The organism is Pseudomonas sp. LBUM1663 (genome assembly GCF_059695905.1).
In genome coordinates, this window is the sequence record NZ_CP166792.1 from 4971533 (window position 1) to 4989387 (window position 17855).

21 protein-coding genes are annotated in these 17855 nt (G+C 57.7%); 16 read left to right on the top strand and 5 right to left on the bottom strand.

Annotated elements, in window-relative coordinates:
• Nucleotides 1-62 precede the first annotated feature (62 nt).
• The 7 genes from ACA075_RS22795 to ACA075_RS22825 all read left to right on the top strand — a co-directional run bounded on the left by ACA075_RS22795 (nt 63) and on the right by ACA075_RS22825 (nt 6457).
• Nucleotides 63-326 (top strand): DUF2790 domain-containing protein, encoded by a 264-nt coding sequence (locus tag ACA075_RS22795; protein WP_094471096.1) that lies wholly within the window; start codon nt 63-65, stop codon nt 324-326.
• 190 nt (nt 327-516) lie between these two features.
• Entirely contained in the window at nt 517-831 is a 315-nt protein-coding gene (locus ACA075_RS22800) for a hypothetical protein (protein WP_497295489.1), read from the top strand.
• Nucleotides 832-1349: 518 nt separating this feature from the next.
• Nucleotides 1350-2600, top strand: a complete 1251-nt coding sequence (locus tag ACA075_RS22805; RefSeq protein ID WP_084322765.1) for a ribonucleotide-diphosphate reductase subunit beta — start codon at nt 1350-1352, stop codon at nt 2598-2600.
• A gap of 437 nt (nt 2601-3037) precedes the next feature.
• Nucleotides 3038-3328, top strand: coding sequence for a hypothetical protein (locus ACA075_RS22810; protein ID WP_497295491.1), 291 nt, complete (start codon nt 3038-3040; stop codon nt 3326-3328).
• Nucleotides 3329-3791: 463 nt separating this feature from the next.
• Nucleotides 3792-4325 carry a BRO-N domain-containing protein gene (locus ACA075_RS22815; protein WP_497295492.1) on the top strand — a complete coding sequence of 178 codons (534 nt, stop codon included), beginning with the start codon at nt 3792-3794 and terminating at the stop codon, nt 4323-4325.
• A gap of 110 nt (nt 4326-4435) precedes the next feature.
• Nucleotides 4436-5149 carry an HNH endonuclease gene (locus ACA075_RS22820; protein ID WP_497295493.1) on the top strand — a complete coding sequence of 238 codons (714 nt, stop codon included), beginning with the start codon at nt 4436-4438 and terminating at the stop codon, nt 5147-5149.
• Between the two features lie 318 nt (nt 5150-5467).
• Entirely contained in the window at nt 5468-6457 is a 990-nt protein-coding gene (locus ACA075_RS22825; RefSeq protein WP_497295495.1) for a hypothetical protein, read from the top strand.
• Nucleotides 6458-6463: 6 nt separating this feature from the next.
• On the opposite strand, the gene ACA075_RS22830 is transcribed toward ACA075_RS22825, so the two are convergent.
• Entirely contained in the window at nt 6464-7279 is an 816-nt protein-coding gene (locus tag ACA075_RS22830; protein WP_497295496.1) for a sulfite exporter TauE/SafE family protein, read from the bottom strand.
• Nucleotides 7280-7391: 112 nt separating this feature from the next.
• Between ACA075_RS22830 and ACA075_RS22835 the strand changes: the two genes are divergently transcribed.
• From ACA075_RS22835 to ACA075_RS22845, 3 genes are all read left to right on the top strand, one after another.
• Nucleotides 7392-8159 (top strand): AraC family transcriptional regulator, encoded by a 768-nt coding sequence (locus tag ACA075_RS22835; protein ID WP_497295497.1) that lies wholly within the window; start codon nt 7392-7394, stop codon nt 8157-8159.
• Between the two features lie 93 nt (nt 8160-8252).
• On the top strand, nt 8253-8570 hold the full coding sequence (locus tag ACA075_RS22840; RefSeq protein ID WP_497295498.1) for a helix-turn-helix domain-containing protein: 318 nt from the start codon (nt 8253-8255) through the stop codon (nt 8568-8570).
• An 11-nt stretch (nt 8571-8581) separates the two neighbouring features.
• Nucleotides 8582-8854, top strand: coding sequence for an XRE family transcriptional regulator (locus ACA075_RS22845; protein WP_141213502.1), 273 nt, complete (start codon nt 8582-8584; stop codon nt 8852-8854).
• Here the strand turns inward: ACA075_RS22845 and ACA075_RS22850 are convergent.
• Nucleotides 8842-9900: an MBL fold metallo-hydrolase gene (locus tag ACA075_RS22850; protein ID WP_497295500.1), complete on the bottom strand. Its 1059-nt coding sequence runs from the start codon at nt 9898-9900 to the stop codon at nt 8842-8844. The two genes, ACA075_RS22845 and ACA075_RS22850, sit on opposite strands and share 13 nt — an antisense overlap.
• 211 nt (nt 9901-10111) lie before the next feature.
• On the opposite strand from ACA075_RS22850, the gene ACA075_RS22855 reads away from it, so the two are divergent.
• Nucleotides 10112-10720 (top strand): TetR/AcrR family transcriptional regulator, encoded by a 609-nt coding sequence (locus tag ACA075_RS22855; RefSeq protein WP_497295502.1) that lies wholly within the window; start codon nt 10112-10114, stop codon nt 10718-10720.
• A gap of 140 nt (nt 10721-10860) precedes the next feature.
• Entirely contained in the window at nt 10861-11397 is a 537-nt protein-coding gene (locus tag ACA075_RS22860) for a DUF1003 domain-containing protein (RefSeq protein WP_497295504.1), read from the top strand.
• 7 nt (nt 11398-11404) lie between these two features.
• Here ACA075_RS22860 and ACA075_RS22865 read toward each other — a convergent pair whose 3' ends face one another.
• Nucleotides 11405-12346 (bottom strand): LysR family transcriptional regulator, encoded by a 942-nt coding sequence (locus ACA075_RS22865; protein ID WP_497295505.1) that lies wholly within the window; start codon nt 12344-12346, stop codon nt 11405-11407.
• 15 nt (nt 12347-12361) lie between these two features.
• Between ACA075_RS22865 and ACA075_RS22870 the strand changes: the two genes are divergently transcribed.
• Nucleotides 12362-13069, top strand: coding sequence for a CTP synthase C-terminal region-related (seleno)protein (locus tag ACA075_RS22870; RefSeq protein WP_497295507.1), 708 nt, complete (start codon nt 12362-12364; stop codon nt 13067-13069).
• A complete protein-coding gene (locus ACA075_RS22875) occupies nt 13066-13389 on the top strand; it encodes an antibiotic biosynthesis monooxygenase family protein (RefSeq protein WP_497295509.1) in 324 nt (107 codons plus the stop codon). Before ACA075_RS22870 ends, ACA075_RS22875 begins: the two co-directional genes overlap by 4 nt.
• A gap of 126 nt (nt 13390-13515) precedes the next feature.
• Here the strand turns inward: ACA075_RS22875 and ACA075_RS22880 are convergent, their stop codons facing one another.
• Nucleotides 13516-13842 carry a DUF2025 family protein gene (locus ACA075_RS22880; RefSeq protein WP_497295511.1) on the bottom strand — a complete coding sequence of 109 codons (327 nt, stop codon included), beginning with the start codon at nt 13840-13842 and terminating at the stop codon, nt 13516-13518.
• Nucleotides 13843-14077: 235 nt separating this feature from the next.
• Here ACA075_RS22880 and ACA075_RS22885 point away from each other — a divergent pair, with 235 nt between their 5' ends.
• Both ACA075_RS22885 and ACA075_RS22890 read left to right on the top strand, forming a co-directional pair.
• A complete protein-coding gene (locus tag ACA075_RS22885) occupies nt 14078-15205 on the top strand; it encodes a glycerophosphodiester phosphodiesterase (protein WP_497295513.1) in 1128 nt (375 codons plus the stop codon).
• A 156-nt stretch (nt 15206-15361) separates the two neighbouring features.
• The gene (locus tag ACA075_RS22890; protein ID WP_010457288.1) at nt 15362-15667 is read left to right on the top strand and encodes a PepSY domain-containing protein; all 306 of its coding nucleotides are present in this window, start codon (nt 15362-15364) and stop codon (nt 15665-15667) included.
• Between the two features lie 153 nt (nt 15668-15820).
• On the opposite strand, the gene ACA075_RS22895 is transcribed toward ACA075_RS22890, so the two are convergent.
• Nucleotides 15821-17443, bottom strand: a complete 1623-nt coding sequence (locus tag ACA075_RS22895; protein ID WP_497295515.1) for a methyl-accepting chemotaxis protein — start codon at nt 17441-17443, stop codon at nt 15821-15823.
• Nucleotides 17444-17855 lie beyond the last annotated feature (412 nt).

Consider the following 17855-nt stretch of genomic DNA (forward strand, 5'->3'; position numbering starts at 1 on the left):
CTCCACACGCAACCCCAAAAAGGTTGCGTGACCCCATTCGACCTCTAAAAGGTAAATCTGAAATGAAAGCTTTATTAGTTCTGGCCCTCAGCAGCCTGTGCGCAACCGCCATGGCAGACGAGGTCCCGACTGATGTCGCACAGCAAAAACCAGCCATCGAGGAATACACTTACTCGACTCACCTGGACGTCGCCAAAGTTATCTCCATGAGTGAAGTCCCTAATGTGTGCGAAGTTGTTCCGGTGAAAATGGAATACGACGACTCCCAAGGTCAACGCCACATCCTGCGCTACAGCATCATGGGTAACGGCTGCACCAACGGCTGATCCACCCACCGACCTCTTAACGGTTCGACCCATCCGCCCCGCTCTTTCAAGGCAGATGCAGCGCCGAACCGCATATATCGATTTAAACGATTAATTTGAGCATTTATTTGCTCTTTTTAATCAAAATAGTTGGCGTAGCATTCATTCCATACCCAAGGCACAAAACGCCAACGAACCTGGAGCCACTACCATGAAAACCAAACTGATCCTCGCCCTGACCCTCTCCGTCCTGGCTGCCAACACCTTCGCTGCTGACGGTTTCGACCGCACGGGCTCGGCTGCCTACACCACACAAGCGGCTGTCGCTTCTGACGGCTACGACCATACCGGTTCGGCTTCCTTCGCCGCCGATGGTGCTGATCACGTCGGTGCCAGCAAGCTGGCTTCGGATGGCTTTGATCACACAAGCGCCGCCAAAGTCGCCGCTGACGGCTTCGATCACACCGGTTCGGCCAAAGTCGCTGCCGATGGCGCCGATCACGTCGGTGCAGCACGCCTGAGCTGATCATCCAGCGTGACTTTACAGCCCGGCTTCGGTCGGGCTTAGTTGTGTCTTGAACCACCGAAAACCGATTCAAAACACAACATGTAGTGAAAAACCGCTTTTTCTGCCTATTTTTTGAACAAAAAAGTAGTGCTTCAAAATTTAAGAAAAAAAATCTTCACCCGCGATCTCCAGCCAAAGCCCTGTAAACCCTCGCTCCGACCGAAAAACCCGCCTTCTCGACCTCTCCATGCGCGGATTCGCCCCACCACGACCGTAAAAATTTCCCTATAATGCCGGCTTAAACGGGCCTGCAATATTCCCTTACAGGGACGAAAAGCCAGTCTGAAGCCCACGCCGAAGTCCTTACCGATTTCTGCGCCCCTCAGAGGCTCTCGGAACCCCGTACAAAATTATGTTTATTTGCCTGCGTGTACCGCTGCAAAAAACGCTATCCAACGCGGCCAGTACGGCCGTGTGAAAAACAACCAATCAGTTTTCACACGGGCATCTGGCCCTCACGCAGGAGACGACACGTCATGCTGAGCTGGGACGAATTCGACAAAGAAGACAGCGGCGAGACCGTGGTAAAAGGCGCCAACGCCGGCCACGCGACTGAAGCCAACATGGACCGACTCGACACCGCTGGTGGTGTCGCCGCTCAAGAAGCTCGCGCCGTTACCGCGACCGACTCTGCCGCTATCGCCCGTGCCAAAGCAGCCCTGGACAACCTCGACATCGCCGAAGGCCTCGCCGAACTCGAAGGCGCCTCCGCCCGTGTCGCCGTCGACGAAAAGCGCATGATCAACTGCCGCGCCGACCTCAACCAACTCGTACCGTTCAAGTACGACTGGGCCTGGCAGAAATACCTGGACGGCTGCGCAAACCACTGGATGCCGCAAGAAGTCAACATGACCGCCGACATCGCCCTCTGGAAAGACCCGGAAGGCCTGACCGACGACGAGCGCCGCATCGTGATGCGCAACCTCGGCTTCTTCTCCACCGCCGACTCCCTGGTTGCCAACAACCTGGTCCTGGCCGTGTACCGCCTGATCACCAACCCTGAATGCCGCCAGTACATCCTGCGCCAGGCGTTCGAAGAGGCGATCCACACCCACGCCTACCAGTACTGCATCGAATCGTTGGCCATGGATGAAGGCGAGATCTTCAACATGTACCACGAGATCCCATCGGTCGCGAAAAAAGCCACCTGGGGCCTCAAATACACCCGCTCGATCTCCGATCCGAAGTTCGAAACCGGCACCGTCGAAACCGACAAAGAGCTGCTGCGCAACCTGATCGCATACTACTGCGTTCTGGAAGGCATCTTCTTCTACTGCGGCTTCACCCAAATCCTCTCCATGGGCCGCCGCAACAAAATGACCGGCGTCGCCGAGCAGTTCCAATACATCCTGCGCGACGAATCCATGCACCTGAACTTCGGCATCGACGTGATCAACCAGATCAAAATCGAAAACCCGCACTTGTGGGATGCCGAGATGAAGGAAGAAGCCTCGCAGATGATTCTGCAGGGCACTCAGCTGGAGATCGAATACGCTCGCGACACCATGCCTCGCGGGGTGTTGGGGATGAATGCGGCGATGATGGAGGACTACCTCAAGTTCATCGCTAACCGTCGTCTGTCGCAGATTGGGTTGAAGGAAGAGTATCCAGGGACGACTAACCCGTTCCCTTGGATGAGCGAGATTATGGACTTGAAGAAAGAGAAGAATTTCTTTGAGACGAGAGTTATTGAGTATCAGACTGGTGGGGCGCTTAGCTGGGATTGATTTATATGGCCCTGCTGCTCCAATGACAGCAGGGCCATAAAAACGTCAAAAAACTGTAATTCAGAAGGCAGAAACAAGAAACCCGCAGCAATCGCGCCAACGATTGCTGCGGGTCTTGACCGCACCATTGAACAGAAGCCCGAGGGTGCGGGCCGTGACTGAAGGAACTCAAATCACGATGCATTAGGAAAATGCGCGACGTGATTATAGACATCTTTCGGACGGTTACAACGGCCTCGCGTCGGAGAATTCGTTATGAACGGATATCCGGTAGCACCGCCAGGATACAGAGCTGTTTTCTGTATGAGCTTTAAGCACTGGCGTAGCGGAAAAGACGTCTTTCGCAAAGACGGGCGTCCTTTCTGCTTCTTTGTAAAAGCCTAACCGTGCGGGACAGGCAACTGTCCCGCTCTATAATCACACTCTGAGAAATTGATATGAAGCAGACAATTATTGATGCCATCAGTAACTTTCAAGTTTTGACATTCATATACAGCGGCATTCCTCGTGTCGTTGAGCCTCATGCCTTTGGCATCTCCCGCACTGGAAAAGAAGTACTTCGTTGCTTTCAAACACACGGAGGTCATGTGACTTCCGGTCACAAGTGGGTTCTCTGCGATATGAGAAAAATCTCTGATTTAAAGGTCTCTGGGACTCGTTTCCAAACTCCTCGATCAGGTTATAACCGAGGAGATCCAGATATGATTAGTATTTTTGCCCAACTTTGAAAGCCGGATTGTATTAGCCGCGCTCAGCGCGGCTATTCATTTGGAGTTCTACTAAAATAGGGTCGAAATGGAGTCGTTCAAGCTTTAAGCAAAATCTGCTCACAGGTTCCGACTGCTCCTCGACTTGACCCAGCATTTCCAACCACCTACCCTCCCTCCTCCGGCGCCTAAGAAACGCCTCAAGTAGCGGCCTGACCGCTCCCGAAAGATGCGGCTTTTTTGTGCCTACGGGTTTCTCGTGGGCGTGAAAAAACCTCTGCTATGCCGGGAGTGGGCTAATACAAGACCCGTAAGGGAAATATGTCCGGCCTTCTACTTGGGGTTTCTTAACTCCCGGCGCCTTAGCCCTAAGAAAGCTATCAAGTAGAGGTAATGGATATGCCTAAGCGTTTTCCCTTCCTATTGAAGGAAATGACCTACATCTGCACCGCAGACAATTTGCTTCCGTTCCAGGAGGCCGATCATGTCTGATCCATACATCCCCACCGTCTTCATTCGCCAAAACCTCGAACTTCACGCCCTCCTTCTGGAAAACCAACCCTGGTTCTGCGCCCGCGATCTAGGTCGCTTGATGGGTATCCATCTGAACGATCGAGTGGTCAGCAAACTGGATGAAGATCAGCGGCACACATTGCTAATCGACTACCACGGACAGCCAGAAAAGCGACTGATGCTCAGCGAGTCCGGCGTCTATGCGCTGCTGGTCTATCACTACGCACCGGGGAATCGGTTGTTGCGAGAGTGGCTAACTCATCAAGTGGTGCCAGCCTTGCGTGATGCGGGGCAGTCGAAGAATACGGATCGGCCAATGCTCAGCTTGTTGGATTGGCCAGAGATGTCGTTGAGTCTGCTGCATTGGCAGGATGATGGCTGGATTCGGCTGCGGGACATGCCATACCTGTTGCTCAATCGCACGCGGCGGCGGGTACCGGTGGTTAAGCCTTGGTCGCGGAAGGTGTTGGAGGCGTTTCAGTCTTCAAAACATTCGGTTGGCTAGCCTTTGTAGGATCAACTGAAAGAAGCGTCGGTCTTTTCTGTAGGAATTTTCGTAGACAGTCGTAATGGCCACTCAGTATCGTCCGAGGGTTTTCAGCCCTCGGCGATTTTATGGACACGGAAAAGAGCAACAGCGATTGGACTGACATTGAGATTCAGGCTGCGGTAGACGCCTATCTCAGCATGTTGTCCCGCGAGCAGAGTGGTCAGAAAGTCGTTAAGACTGAGGAGAACCGCATCCTGCGTGAGGGAGCCTTAGCCGGTCGGACCAAAGGGTCGGTTGAGTTTCGGATGCAGAACATCTCTACCGTGCTGGAGGAGTTGGGTCGAGATCGCATTGCGGGCTACAAACCCGCCAAGAATGTCGGCGCGAATGTGGCGCGAAGCATTCGAAAAGCGCTCAACGCTCCAAGTACGTTGACCCCTGAGGATTTTGCCCCAACGGCGGACGAGGCAACGCTGGAACAGCGATCTGCCAAACTTGAAAAACAACCGATTAAAGACGTGCCGAAAGGGATTGAGAGACCAGAACAGACTCAGTCCAGCGGAAAGTCTTTTGTTCGCGATCCCTGGGTGAGAGCTTGGGTTCGCCAGCAGGCTAACGGTAGATGCGAAGGTTGTGGCGAACCTGCTCCGTTTGAAAAGGATGGCAGGCCGTTTCTTGAGGTCCATCACGTTAAGCATTTAGCGCAGGAAGGTTCGGATCGTCCGAGCAATGCTGTCGCGCTGTGTCCGAATTGTCATCGACGTTGTCACCATTCCGGTGACCGGGATGAGTTCACTGCTTCGCTTTACAAGAAGGTGGAGCGGCTGGAAGCCGAGTAAATGAGCCAAACGAAATCTGTGGCGAGGGGGTTTACCCCCGTTCGGCTGCGGAGCAGTCGCCAAGCGAATAGCTCTTTATTTCTGACATACCGCGTCTGCTGGTTTTGGGGCCGCTTCGCGACCCAACGAGGGTAAACCCCCTCGCCACAGGTTCGCGCCTGGCTTGGTTACTGTGGTGATGTTGGGAATCGCGAGCAGGCTCGCTCTCACAGGTTTGGTGGGTTGCCGCAGATTTTGCGCTGTATTGAAAACAGTCAGTGCAACCCGCCCCGCCTCCCGCTATTAATACCCTTCCCCACTCAAGGACCCGAGCCCTCCATGAAATTCGATCTCGCCTACTGCCTCAGCCTCGACGACAAGCTGTCGATCTATGACGTGCGCGATTTGAATTTCGACGAAACCATGGAGTTCGATTCCGCCAAGGAGCACTTCCAATGCCCCAATGACGCATGCAGGGCGGCGTTCGATGCGGCGAATGTGTTGACGACGTTCAACGCCAAAAACGTGAATTACGTACGCACCCCGCATTTCAAGAACACGCCCAGCACCCGGCATGCGGCGGATTGTCCTTATGCCAGTCTCAAGGCGTCGGCGTCAGGTGTGGACGCAGAGGGTGCGGAAACGGATGACAGTCGCGAGGAGCATTTCCCGTCGGAGTTGTTGCTGACTCGGCGTGAGTATGTGCGTAAGCCGTCGAACGCGGCGGTGGCGGCGGATGTGGTGCGGGACGATCCGAAGCCAACCACTGTGGCTAGCAACACAGAACACCCGAGCCATGAAGCTGCGCCGGACAAGACCAGTGTCTTCGCCCATCCGGTGGAGTGCTTCGTGTCGAACTTCGAGGACAAGGACCTGCTCAAGCGCATGCCGCTGAAGATTGGCGAGCACACGGCGCCTTATGGGTCGTTCTTCAAGAGGATCGAATACCTGACGGACAACAAGGGGCTGATTTACTGGGGCAAGATCAAGGAGATCAAGGATTACACCCAGAGCTTTCGCATCGATTTTGAACAGAAGGTCTGGTTCAAGCAGGCGGATGAGGCGAAGAAGAAGCCGTATTCGGTCAACGTTTACCTGAGCAAGAAGCTGATCGAGAACTACCGCAAGCGCAAAGCGTTTCTGGAAGAGATCAAACATGCCATCGACAGCGAGGCGGAGTTGTATTGCTTCTTTTATGGCGTGACGCCGGAGTTGAAGCAGGTGCCGAGCAAGAAAAACCCCGAGCAGACGTTCGGGGTGTTCAGTGCGAATATCGAGAACCTGGATCACTTCATTATTCGGGAAGCGCCGGGGTTGGAGGCGAAGTGACGGCGTTCAATTCAGGCACATGCTGACCATCACCAACACCAGCAAACCCACATACACCCGCGCATGCACCCGATCCGGTATCCGCCCGATCCAAGGCGTGGCCAATCGAATCCCCACCAACGATCCCATCGTCAACACCGCAAACGCCAGCAGATCCACATACCCGATAAACCAAGCTCCCAGATCAAACTCACTGAACCCCGCCATCGCCATGTAAGTCAGCGTCCCGGCCAGCGCCACCGGCAGGCTTAACGGATTGGCCATGGACGTCGCCTGACTCATGCTCAGCCCGCAACGCCGCAACAACGGCACAGTCATGACGCTGCCGCCCACGCCGAGAAACGTCGCGACCGCGCCGATTCCTGCGCCACCACCCGACACTTCCGCCCTCCCCAATCGCCGTGGGATTGCGGTGTCGGACGCTGTTAGAAAACCGCGTCGGAACAGGCAGTCGACGATGGTTACGCCCAGGTACGCGATGAACGCATAACGAATCAATTCACCACTCACCCACATCGCGGCGCCTGCTCCGACGATTGCGCCCAGGCCGATGAATCCGCTCAACGGCCACAGGTAATGGTGAATGAGATGACCAGCGCGGTGATGTTTTCGGGTGGCGATCAACGCATTGACGACCATCACACCAGTCGAAGTGGCCACTGCAATGTGCATCGCCGATTGGCCGATAGGGTCGTCGACACCGTGGCTGGCAGTGAGCAGGCGGTAGAGCAATGGCACCACGACGAAGCCGCCACCAAAACCGAACAACACCGCGGTGACACCCGTCATGCAGCCGAAAAATGCCAATAAGAGATAAAACATCACGCGTCGTCCGTTGATTGAGAGCGGTCGACAATAGAGCGATGCGTCTTGGCCTGCTTCAGCAAGTCAGCCAATAATGTTCGCGTTTACGCCAACTGCTGGAAGCCGCTCAATGCGCAATGTTTCGATCAATCTGCTGGACGACACGCCCCGCTCGGTGGTGGCGGTCGGTACGGATTATTCCCACGGTCATGTGTTGCCCCGTCATACGCATAGGCGGGCACAACTCCTGTACGGCGCCACGGGGGTGATGCAGGTCAGCACGCATGACGGCAACTGGGTGGTGCCGCCGCAGCGGGCGGTGTGGATTCCGGCGGGAGTGGCGCATGAAGTGCTGATGCTGGGGGTGAGCACGCGCAGTTTGTACATCGAACCAGGCACGGTTGATCTGGGGGCTCGTTGCCAGGTGATCAGTGTGTCGCCGTTGATGCGGCACTTGTTGATGGAAGCGGTGGAGATCCCGCTGGCGTATGACGAGGCCGGGCGCGATGGCGCGCTGATCGACTTGCTGCTGCATGAACTGGCGCGCAGTGCTCACTTGCCGTTGCACATTCCGTTACCGGTCGACGTGCGGTTGCTGGGGTTGTGCCAAGGCTTTTTGCAGCGGCCCGACGCGCATCAATCGCCACAGCAATGGGCCGATCATTTGCACATCAGCCTGCGCACGTTCAATCGGCTGTTCCGCCAGCAGACTGGCCTCAGTTTCAGCCAATGGCGCCAGCGGGCCTGCGTGGTGCTGGCCCTGGCGCGGTTGGCGGCGGGTACGCCGGTAACGCGCATTGCGCTGGATTTCGGTTATGACAGCCCGGCGGCATTCTCGACGATGTTTCGCCGCGTTTTGGGACAGGCACCGTCCGTCTGGATGGAGGGGGCGAAATAGCAAAAATCAAAAAATGAGTTTGATCCGGGCGCAAAACAACTGTACAAAATCACAGTACTTTTTGGATTAGCACTCTCGAGCCCGGAGAACACCATGGCCTCTCTTGCGATGAAAATCACCCTGGAACGTATCACCCTTTTCCAATTCACCCCGGCCCACTGTGCCCAGGCCCGAGTGATGCTGGGTTGGAGCGTGGAAGAGCTCTCGGAGGAGTCCGGTGTCTCCGTGGACGCCATTGTGCGATTTGAGGCTGAACGCGATGTGCTGGATGTCACCCGGCTGGCGTTGGCGTATCGGTTTGAATCCGAAGGCCTGGTGTTCTTCCCGGGATTTGCGCCGGGTCGGGGGATGAATGTGAAAGGGTCGACGCCTGATCCGGTGGGTCGGGCGGACTACGCGATGGTTGAGTGAGGAGTCAGCAGATGAATGGAATCAATGAATGCGACAGGCGCGGTGATCCGTCTTCGGGTGCTGCCGATGTGGGTGAGATGAGGGCCAAGGCCGAATACCTCATGAAGATAGGCATGCTGCTCGACACCGGTCAGTTGGGCAAGGTGGAAGCGGCGCAAAGGCTTGGGCTGTCAGCGGGGGAAATGGATGAAATTCTCGACGGGAATGTTCGCGACCTGACGGTGGCGAAGATCGCGGGCCGCTCCATGGCGAGCGGCCCGACGGCAGAGGATCAGGCGTTCTGAGTGACGACCAGATCGCGTTCATCTTCCAGCCTGGACCACCAGGTTCTTCCCCGCTGCGGATACATGACGTTGAACGCCTCGCCCATTTGCGGCGTGGTGATCGACACATTGCGTTCCCAGGCCAATGCGAGAATCCGGTCGAAGGGCTCGAACCAGGCGTGCATCGACAAATCGAAGGTGCCGTTGTGAATCGGCAATAACCAGCGCCCTTTGAGGTCGATGTGCGCTTGCAGGGTTTCCTCAGGCTGCATGTGAATGTGCGGCCACTCGACGTTGTAGGCGCCCGTTTCCATGAGGGTCAGGTCGAACGGGCCGTGCTGTTCGCCGATGCGTTTGAAGCCATCGAAATAACCGCTGTCGCCGCTGAAGAAGATCCGCGTGTCGCCATCGATCATCACCCACGAGGCCCAGAGCGTGCTGTTGCCATCGAACAGGCCGCGCCCGGAAAAGTGCTGGGACGGTGTGGCGATAAACTGGATGCCATGCACTTCCGTGCCCTGCCACCAATCGAGTTGGCGCACTTTGCTGGCATCGACGCCCCACTTTATCAGGGTGTCGCCCACGCCCAGTGGGGTCAGGAAGTAGTTGGCCTTATCCGCGAGTTTGAGCACCGTTTGATAATCGAGGTGGTCGTAGTGGTCGTGGGACAGGATCACCGCTTCAATCGGCGGCAGTTCTTCGAGGCTGATTGGTGGCTGGTGAAAACGCTTGGGGCCGGCCCACTGCACGGGTGAAGCGCGCTCGGCGAAGACCGGGTCGGTGATCCAGAATTTGTCCCGCAGTTTCAGCAGTACGGTGGAGTGGCCGAGGCGGTAGACGCTGTGGTTGGGGGCCGCAATCAACGCGGCCTGGGTCAGGGCTTGCACCGGGACGGGCGCCGTCGGGCGAGTGTTGCGCGGTTTGTGGAAAATCATGTTCCACATGATGCGCAGCATTTTTCGCAAGCCTTCACGTTGCACAGGCACATGATTTTGGAACAGCCCTTGTGCCTGACGGGAGGCTTCAGGCGTGGAGGCATTGTCCACGGGGGAAACTGAGTTGGCCATGACTGAGGAACTCCAGAAAACCGCAAAGCGGTATTTCACGGTGGGACGATAATTGGCCAAAGCACGCACGCATCAGCCGAAGATTCTATTGTTCACTGTGCAGGATTAACGAAACATTACACTGCACAGTGTAGTTTCTAGGTTGCATCAAAGCCGATCACAAGTAAACTGCCGAGTGTAATTCTTCTCTGGCCACTGCCGAAACGTACTTATGACAGCTCCACAGCGCCTCACCGACCGAAAACGCGAAGCGATCATCCAGGCGGCGATTGCCGAATTCCGTGCCAACGGTTTCGACATCACCAGCATGGACAGGATCGCCGCCACTGCTGGCGTGTCGAAGCGCACGGTGTACAACCACTTCCCCAGCAAGGAAGAATTGTTCGCCGAAATCCTCAATCAACTGTGGGCCCGGGTGACGGCCGAACAGGAAACGCCCTACCGCCCTGACCTGCCCCTGCGCGAGCAAATGCGCCGGATGTTGCAGGCAAAAATGCAGATGCTGGGCGATGACAATTTCCTCGACCTGGCACGGGTGGCCATCGCCGCCACCATTCATTCTCCTGAGCGCGCGCAGAACATGGTGGCCCGAATGGGTGAGCGTGAAGAGGGCCTGACCGTGTGGATTCGCGCCGCCCAGGCGGACGGTCGATTGAAACCGGTCGACCCCGAATTCGCCGCCCAGCAGATCCAGGGAATGCTCAAATCCTTTGCGTTCTGGCCGCAGATTTCCATGGGGCTACCCGCGCTGTCAGGCGAGATGCAACGCACCGTGGTGGAGTCGGCGCTGGACATGTTCCTGGCCTGTTATCAGCGCTGAATCGAGCTGCCATAAATGACAATCTCTGCCGGAAGGATCGATCACGGGACGCGCTGAATAAAACGCGGCAATGTGTTTCAGGATGAAACTGGCGCTGGGGCTATAGTGAGCGTCAGTCCCAGCGCCAGGCAGAGAGCATCATGACCACCCCGACCCACGAAACCAAACCCTCCGCTGCAGTCGATCACCTGCGCTTTCACCGCCCCCACGCTCACTTGGCGCCAACGTTCGGCAACGACAAGTTTGCCCTGCGTGCCGAAGCCTTTGCGCGTTTTTTCGGTACACCGACCTTTTTGGGCGCCCAGACGCTGATTGTGGTGCTCTGGGTCTGCCTCAATGTCTTTGGCGTGACCCACTTCGACGTTTACCCGTTCATCCTGCTCAACCTGGCGTTCAGCCTGCAATCGGCTTACGCCGCGCCCCTGATTCTGCTGGCCCAGACCCGTCAGGCGGCGCGGGACAAAGCCCAGTCCGATGCCGACGCCCTGCACCGGGAATCCCTCGCCGTGGCCAACAGCGAACGTCAGGCACAAGCGGCACAGACCACCACGCAACTGCTTGAACTGCTCGAACAAAACACCCGGCTCACAGAAATGACCAAGACCCTGACCGAACGCATCGAAAACCTCACCTCGGAAATGCATCAGCATTTAGTGAAAGATCATCCGAAGGATTAGCACCCGGTCACGGCAATCGAAGCGCCCGCCCCAACTCATCGAACAACGTCACCACCGAACGCAACGCGCGGCAGTCCGGACGGGTCAGCAACCACAGCGCGGTGTCGTAGCCGTTCAACGGGCCGGTCAGCGGTTGCAGTTCGTCACCGATCAAGAAGTCCGGTAACGCCGCGACGCCCAGCCCGGCACGCACCAACTCGGTCACCGACAACATACTGTTACAGCGATAACCGGGCGTGACGCCGGGCAATTGCTGGCGCCGCCACGCAACGGTGGGATGGTCGGGTAGAAAGTCATCCGGCGCGATCCAGGTCAGTGAAGCCAGGTCTTCAGGATCGACCGATTTCAGGTATGCCGCACTGGCACAGACACGATAGGAAATATCCGCCAGACGTCGGCCGACCAGATGCTCGGGCGGTGTGCGAGTCAGTCGCAAGGCGATGTCGGCATCCCGGCGGCTGAGGTTGGCGAAGTCGTTGGAGGTGCTCAGTTCGAGGGTCAGCGCCGGGTAGGACGGCATGAACTGCGCCAGCGCCGGCAGCAGCAACCCTTGCAGAACAGAGTCGGTGCAGGTCAGCCGCACCGTGCCGCTGATGACTTCACCGCCCTGCTCCACACCAATGCGCGCCGCGTCCAGCGCTTGTTCCGCGCGCTCGGCTTGCTCGGCCAGGGTCTGGGCGAGCGTGGTCGGCAGGTAACCGGCACGGCTTTTTTCGAACAGTTGCTGGCCCAGCGCGGCTTCCAGTCGGCGAACGGCGCGAAACACCGTCGAAACGTCGACCTTCAACAGCGCCGACGCCCGAGCCAGAGAGCCGCCGCGCACCAAGGCGAGAATCAGCGCCAGGTCTGGGTAGTCGAGTCGATAGTGCGTTGCTGCATTGATCACTTGGAATAACGCCAATATTGAATGCGTGAACGCCAATCTATAGTGGGTGCCGGGAATCAACAAGCGTCGAGATCACTCATGGAAACCACCGCAATCCGCATTGCCCTGATCGGTGACTACGACCCACAGGTCACCGCCCACCAGGCCATCCCCGTGGCACTCGGCATGGCTGCCGAACAGCTGAACGTGGATGTGCACTTTCAGTGGCTGGCCACCGACCACATAAACACCGCCACCCCTTTGCAATACTACGACGGTTTCTGGTGCGTGCCCGCCAGCCCTTACCGCGACATGGACGGCGCGTTACGGGCGATTCGTTTTGCCCGTGAACAGCAGCGACCGTTCCTCGGCACCTGCGGCGGTTTTCAACATGCGGTGCTTGAGTTCGCTCGAAACGTATTGGGCTGGGAGGACGCCGAACACGGCGAAACCCATCCCGATGCTGCGCGCGCGTTACTCACGCCGCTGACCTGTTCATTGGTGGAAGCAACGGACAGCATTCATCTGGTCGAAGGCTCGTTGATCGCCAATGTGTACGAAAGCGCTGAGATCGTTGAGGGATATCGCTGCCGCTATGGCGTGAATCCAGCGTTCGAGCGTGAGCTGCTGACCCAACAGTTGTGCGCCGTTGGCCATGACTCGACCGGCGACTTGCGGGCGGTGGAGCTCCAGGGTCATCCGTTTTTCGTCGCCACCCTGTTCCAACCCGAACGCGCCGCGCTCATCGGCACGCTACCGCCGCTGGCTCGGGCGTTGGTCGAAGCCTGCAAAAGGCAACAAGCATGATTGCCGATACGCCATCAGCGCCGTACTACGCGGTGATTTTTACCTCTCTGCGCACCGACGGCGATCAAGGCTACGCCGAGGCCGCCGAACGCATGGTGGAACTGGCCCGCGAGCAACCGGGGTTTCTCGGTGTTGAATCGGCTCGGGGCGAAGAGGGGGTGGGGATTACGGTGTCGTACTGGGCCAGCGAGGCGGCGATTCTGGCGTGGAAACATCATCCCGAGCACAGTGAGATTCGTGAGCGGGGGCGGTCGACGTGGTATTCGGCGTGTCATACGCGGGTGTGCAAGGTTGAGCGGGCGTATGGGTTCAAGCAGTAAAGCAATGAGGTGTTCTTTCGGCCTCATCGCTAGCAGGCTAGCTCCCACATTGGATTTGTGTACGACACATATCCACCTGTGGGAGCTAGCCTGCTAGCGATGAGGCCAGCCCTGTCACTACAAAACTCAGCCCCGAACCAGACTCCGCACCGCCGCAATCTCCGGCACTTCCGGCCGATTCATGTACACCCGCAACGGCTCGGTCACGTTGATCCGGTCATCGATATTCTGGTCCAGCAACAATTGAATCAACTCACGCTTGAGCGTCATGGCCTGATCCGGTCCCGATGCCCAGACAAATTCACTGGTGGGAATAATCCCGTCATCAGCCACGTCCATGCCAAACGAGTCTTCGCTGAAACGCACAATGTAGTGGCCGGTCTTGCGATTGAGGCCGACGAAGCCTTTGAGTTGGTCGGCGGCCTGGCAGATAAGCTCGGAAGTGATGCGCATATAAACCTCACAAAAGGTCGTTAACGACCGGTGAACGATGGTTTACACGCAAGGACAAACAATCGGATTTCCCTCTGCCGGGGAAACGCCGGGGCCAAGAGTACTGCAAAGAACTGCACAAAAGCGCTGAAAAAATCTGCTTTAAACATGTTTATGTCGGTCTGGCGATAGCGCTGGCGGCGCTCAGTTGTTAAAAGAGACGTCTTTGAAAACTCAACGCGAAAGGACCTCGACCATGCCTGTTACCTTCACCAAAAGCGCCCTGCTGCTGAGCATGCTGCTGGGCTTCGGCCAGGCACAGGCCGCCAACGAGCCCAGCCCGACTGCACTGGCAACCCGTTTGGGCATCCCGCACCCGGCGGTGATCGCCCACCGTGGCGCGTCCTACGATGCACCGGAATCCACCGCCGCGTCTTATAAACTGGCCCGTGACCTGGGCGCCGACTACTTGGAACTGGACCTGCAACGCAGCAAGGATGGCGTGCTGTTCGCCCTGCACGACAACAACCTGCAACGCACCACCGACGTCGCCACCAAATTCCCTGATCGCAAGGACAGCCCGGCCAACGCGTTCACCCTCGCCGAACTGAAAACCCTGGATGCCGGCAGCTGGTTCAACGCCGCGTACCCGGATCGCGCACGTCCTTCCTACGTCGACTTGAAGATCCTGACCCTCGACGAAATCATCGACATCGCCCAGGGCAATCCACTGCACAAGCCCGGCCTGTACATCGAGACCAAAGAGCCAAAGCAATTCCCCGGCCTCGAGCGCGACCTCAAGGATAAATTGCAGGATCGCGGCTGGCTGAGCCCGGCCGGTTCCAAACTGGCGAAAAGCAATCTGGCGGTCGGCCAGGGCAAAGGCAAGGTCGTGCTGCAAACCTTCGAGAAGAGCAGCCTCGAACTGCTTGAGAAGGAAATGCCGCAAGTGCCGAAGATCCTGCTGCTGTGGGTCGGCGAAGGCAGCATCGAGCCGAAATCCAAAGTGACGTTTGCCGAGTCCGGCGACAAGGACAAGGCCACTTACTACGCCAAACAGGAACCGAAAGACAAAGCCGAATTCCAGCAATGGGTCGAGTACGCCAAGGCCCAGGGTGCGATCGGCACCGGTCCTTCGGCTGCGTTGACCAAGGGGGGCGATCAGAGCTATTCGGACCTGGTGAAACCGTGGATGAACCAGTACACCCACGATCAAGGCCTGCTGGTGCACGTCTACACCATCGACGAAGCGGTTGATTACCAGAAAGTCATGGACGCCGGCGTCGATGGCATCTTCACCAACCGCGCCAGCGAACTGCTGAAGTTCTACAAGCGCCCAGCGGCCGGGACAGTCGCGCAGTTGCTGCAGAACAACGGCTACTGATCGGTAGCAGGCACGACACCGCGTCGACTTCTTCGCGGGCAATCCGACTTGCCCGCGAAACCTTCCAAACGACACGGTCTTTGGAATTAAGGGTGAATTAAGTTGCCACAGTTAATCTGGACTTACTTAAACAGATCACCCCAAGGAAAGAACCCCATGAAAACCCTGACTGCCCTGTTCACTGCTGCTGCCCTGACCCTCACCGCTGGCTTGGCTCAGGCTGACGTTCGTGTCGACCAGATCCCTGAGCTGGTCAAGAGCGGCAAGATCAAGCCACTGGAAGAAATGAACCAGGCTGCACTGAAACTGCATCCGGGTGCGACCATCACCGACACGGATCTGGACAACCACTTCAACAACTACGAGTACGAAGTGGAACTGAAAACCGCTGACGGCAAAGAATTCGACGTGGACTTCGATGCCACCACCGGCAAAGTCCTGAGCGACAAACAAGACACCTGATTCCCGTCTAAAACAAAGCCGCACGATCTTCGGATCGTGCGGCTTTTTTTTGCCTATCGGCTTCAGACAGTGAAGCTTGCGCAGTCCCATGGACCGGACTTGGGATCGACGGTGTAGCGACTCCGCAAGCAAAGCGCTACACAGCCATTTCCATTACGCGCTCAGACGCGCCGTCACTTCATTCAACTGCCCCGACAACCCATGCAAATTACGGCCGGCCGCTTCGGTGCGCTGCACGTTATCCAGGTTGGTGCTGGCGATGCTGGTGATTTCAGTCAGGTTGCGCGAGATGTCCTCGGCCACCGAGGTCTGCTCTTCGGCGGCGGTGGCGATCTGGCGGTTCATGTCGCGGATGGCTTCCACGGCGTGGGTGATCCGCTCCAGCATGGCGCCGGCCTGGGTCACTTGCTCGACGCTTTCTTCACTGCGCGACTGGCCGCTTTCAATCGCCTGAGCCGCGTCCACCGCACCGGTTTGCACGGTCTGGATGATCTGGTTGATCTCGATGATCGACGCCGCCGTGCGCTGGGCCAGGCTGCGCACTTCATCGGCGACCACCGCAAAACCGCGTCCGGCTTCACCGGCACGGGCCGCTTCAATTGCCGCGTTGAGCGCCAGCAGGTTGGTTTGTTCGGCGATGCCGCGAATCACTTCCAGCACCTTGCCAATGCGTCCGCTGTCGGTTTCCAGCTGGCGAATGACCGTGGCGGTATTGGCAATTTCGCCACGCATCCGGGTGATGGTGTGAATGGTGCCCTGCATGACTTTTTCGCCGTGCTGGGCGGACTGGTCGGCATCGTCGGCGGCACGTGCCGCATCGGCGGCGTGACGGGCGACTTCCTGGGCGGTGGCCGACATTTCGTTCATCGCCGTGGCCACCTGATCGGTGCGGTTGAACTGCTCGTTGGTGCCACTGGCCATGAGGCCGGCGATCGAATTCAATTCACCGCTGGCGCTGTCCAGGTCCTTGGCGCTGCGCTGCAAACGGCTGAACGTTTCGGCGAGGAAATCACGCAAAGTGTTGGCCGCGACTGCCAACTTGCCCAACTCATCCTGCCGGGTACTGGCCACGCGGTCGGCAAACTTGCCCTGGCTGAGTTGCGCGACGTAGTCGATCAGTTTGCGGATCGGTTCAACCAGGTAGCGATTGACCAGCCACAGGCTCAACAGGCCGATCAACAGACCCGAGGCGAGCATCACAATGATCCCCAGCAACACCGTGCGATCGGCGTCGGCGCTGATCTGCTTCGATTGTTCGGCTCCCTGCTTGCGCAATTCGCTGACCAACTCGGTCATCTGTTCGCTGGCGGCACGGTCGACACCTTTGACTGCAGCGTCGCCAGCCGTTGGGTCGGCACCGGCCGCCACATAGGCATCACGGCCCTTCTGATAGGCGGCGCCCAGCAGACGGTGTTCGTCACGCAGGCGTTCGATACGGGTTTTCAGTTGCGGCTCGATACCTTTTTGCCCGGCCAGCTCACCGAGAATGCCCTGCACATCGCGCTGACGGTCTTCGAACTGCTTCCAGTATTTGTCCAGGTCGGCCGGTTGCTTGCCACGCAGCAGGACGTTTTTCCATTCCTGAACCTGCACCTTGAATTGCAGGTTGGCTTCGTCGATCAACTGCGAGGTGTGCAACGGGCCTTCGATCAGGTTCGCGTAGCTCTGAACACCGCTGGACAGAAAGTGAAAGCAGGCCAGCGCGATCAGCAACATCGCCAACAGACTGCCGCTCAGCAACGCGAGGATTTGTGCTCTCAGGGATTTTTGCAGCATCGAGTAATACTCATGACAGGGGGTGAGACACGCCGTAACCAAGCGTGAAAGGTGTCCGGACTTCCCTGTCTGCGACGTCGGCGGCTGGCCGAGGGCGCGCAACTTAACCTAAGCGTGATCGGCGTGCCAGAGCGGTTCTTGAGATGTATCCGACCACCGGCAACGCAATCGTTTGCGGTCACTTCATCGTCACAAAATCGTCATCCCGGCTTGCGATGATGCGGCTCAAGTGAACCCAGCCGTAACCCTGCTGCCCCGTAGCAGCTGCCGAGCCTGCGAGGCTGCGTTCGGCTGCGAAGCAGTCGTAAAACCTGATTGCGCGGTCTTCCTGGGACACCGCATCGTCTGATTTCACGACTGCTGCGCAGCCGGACGCAGCCTCGCTGGGGCTCGACAGCTGCTACATAGAGCG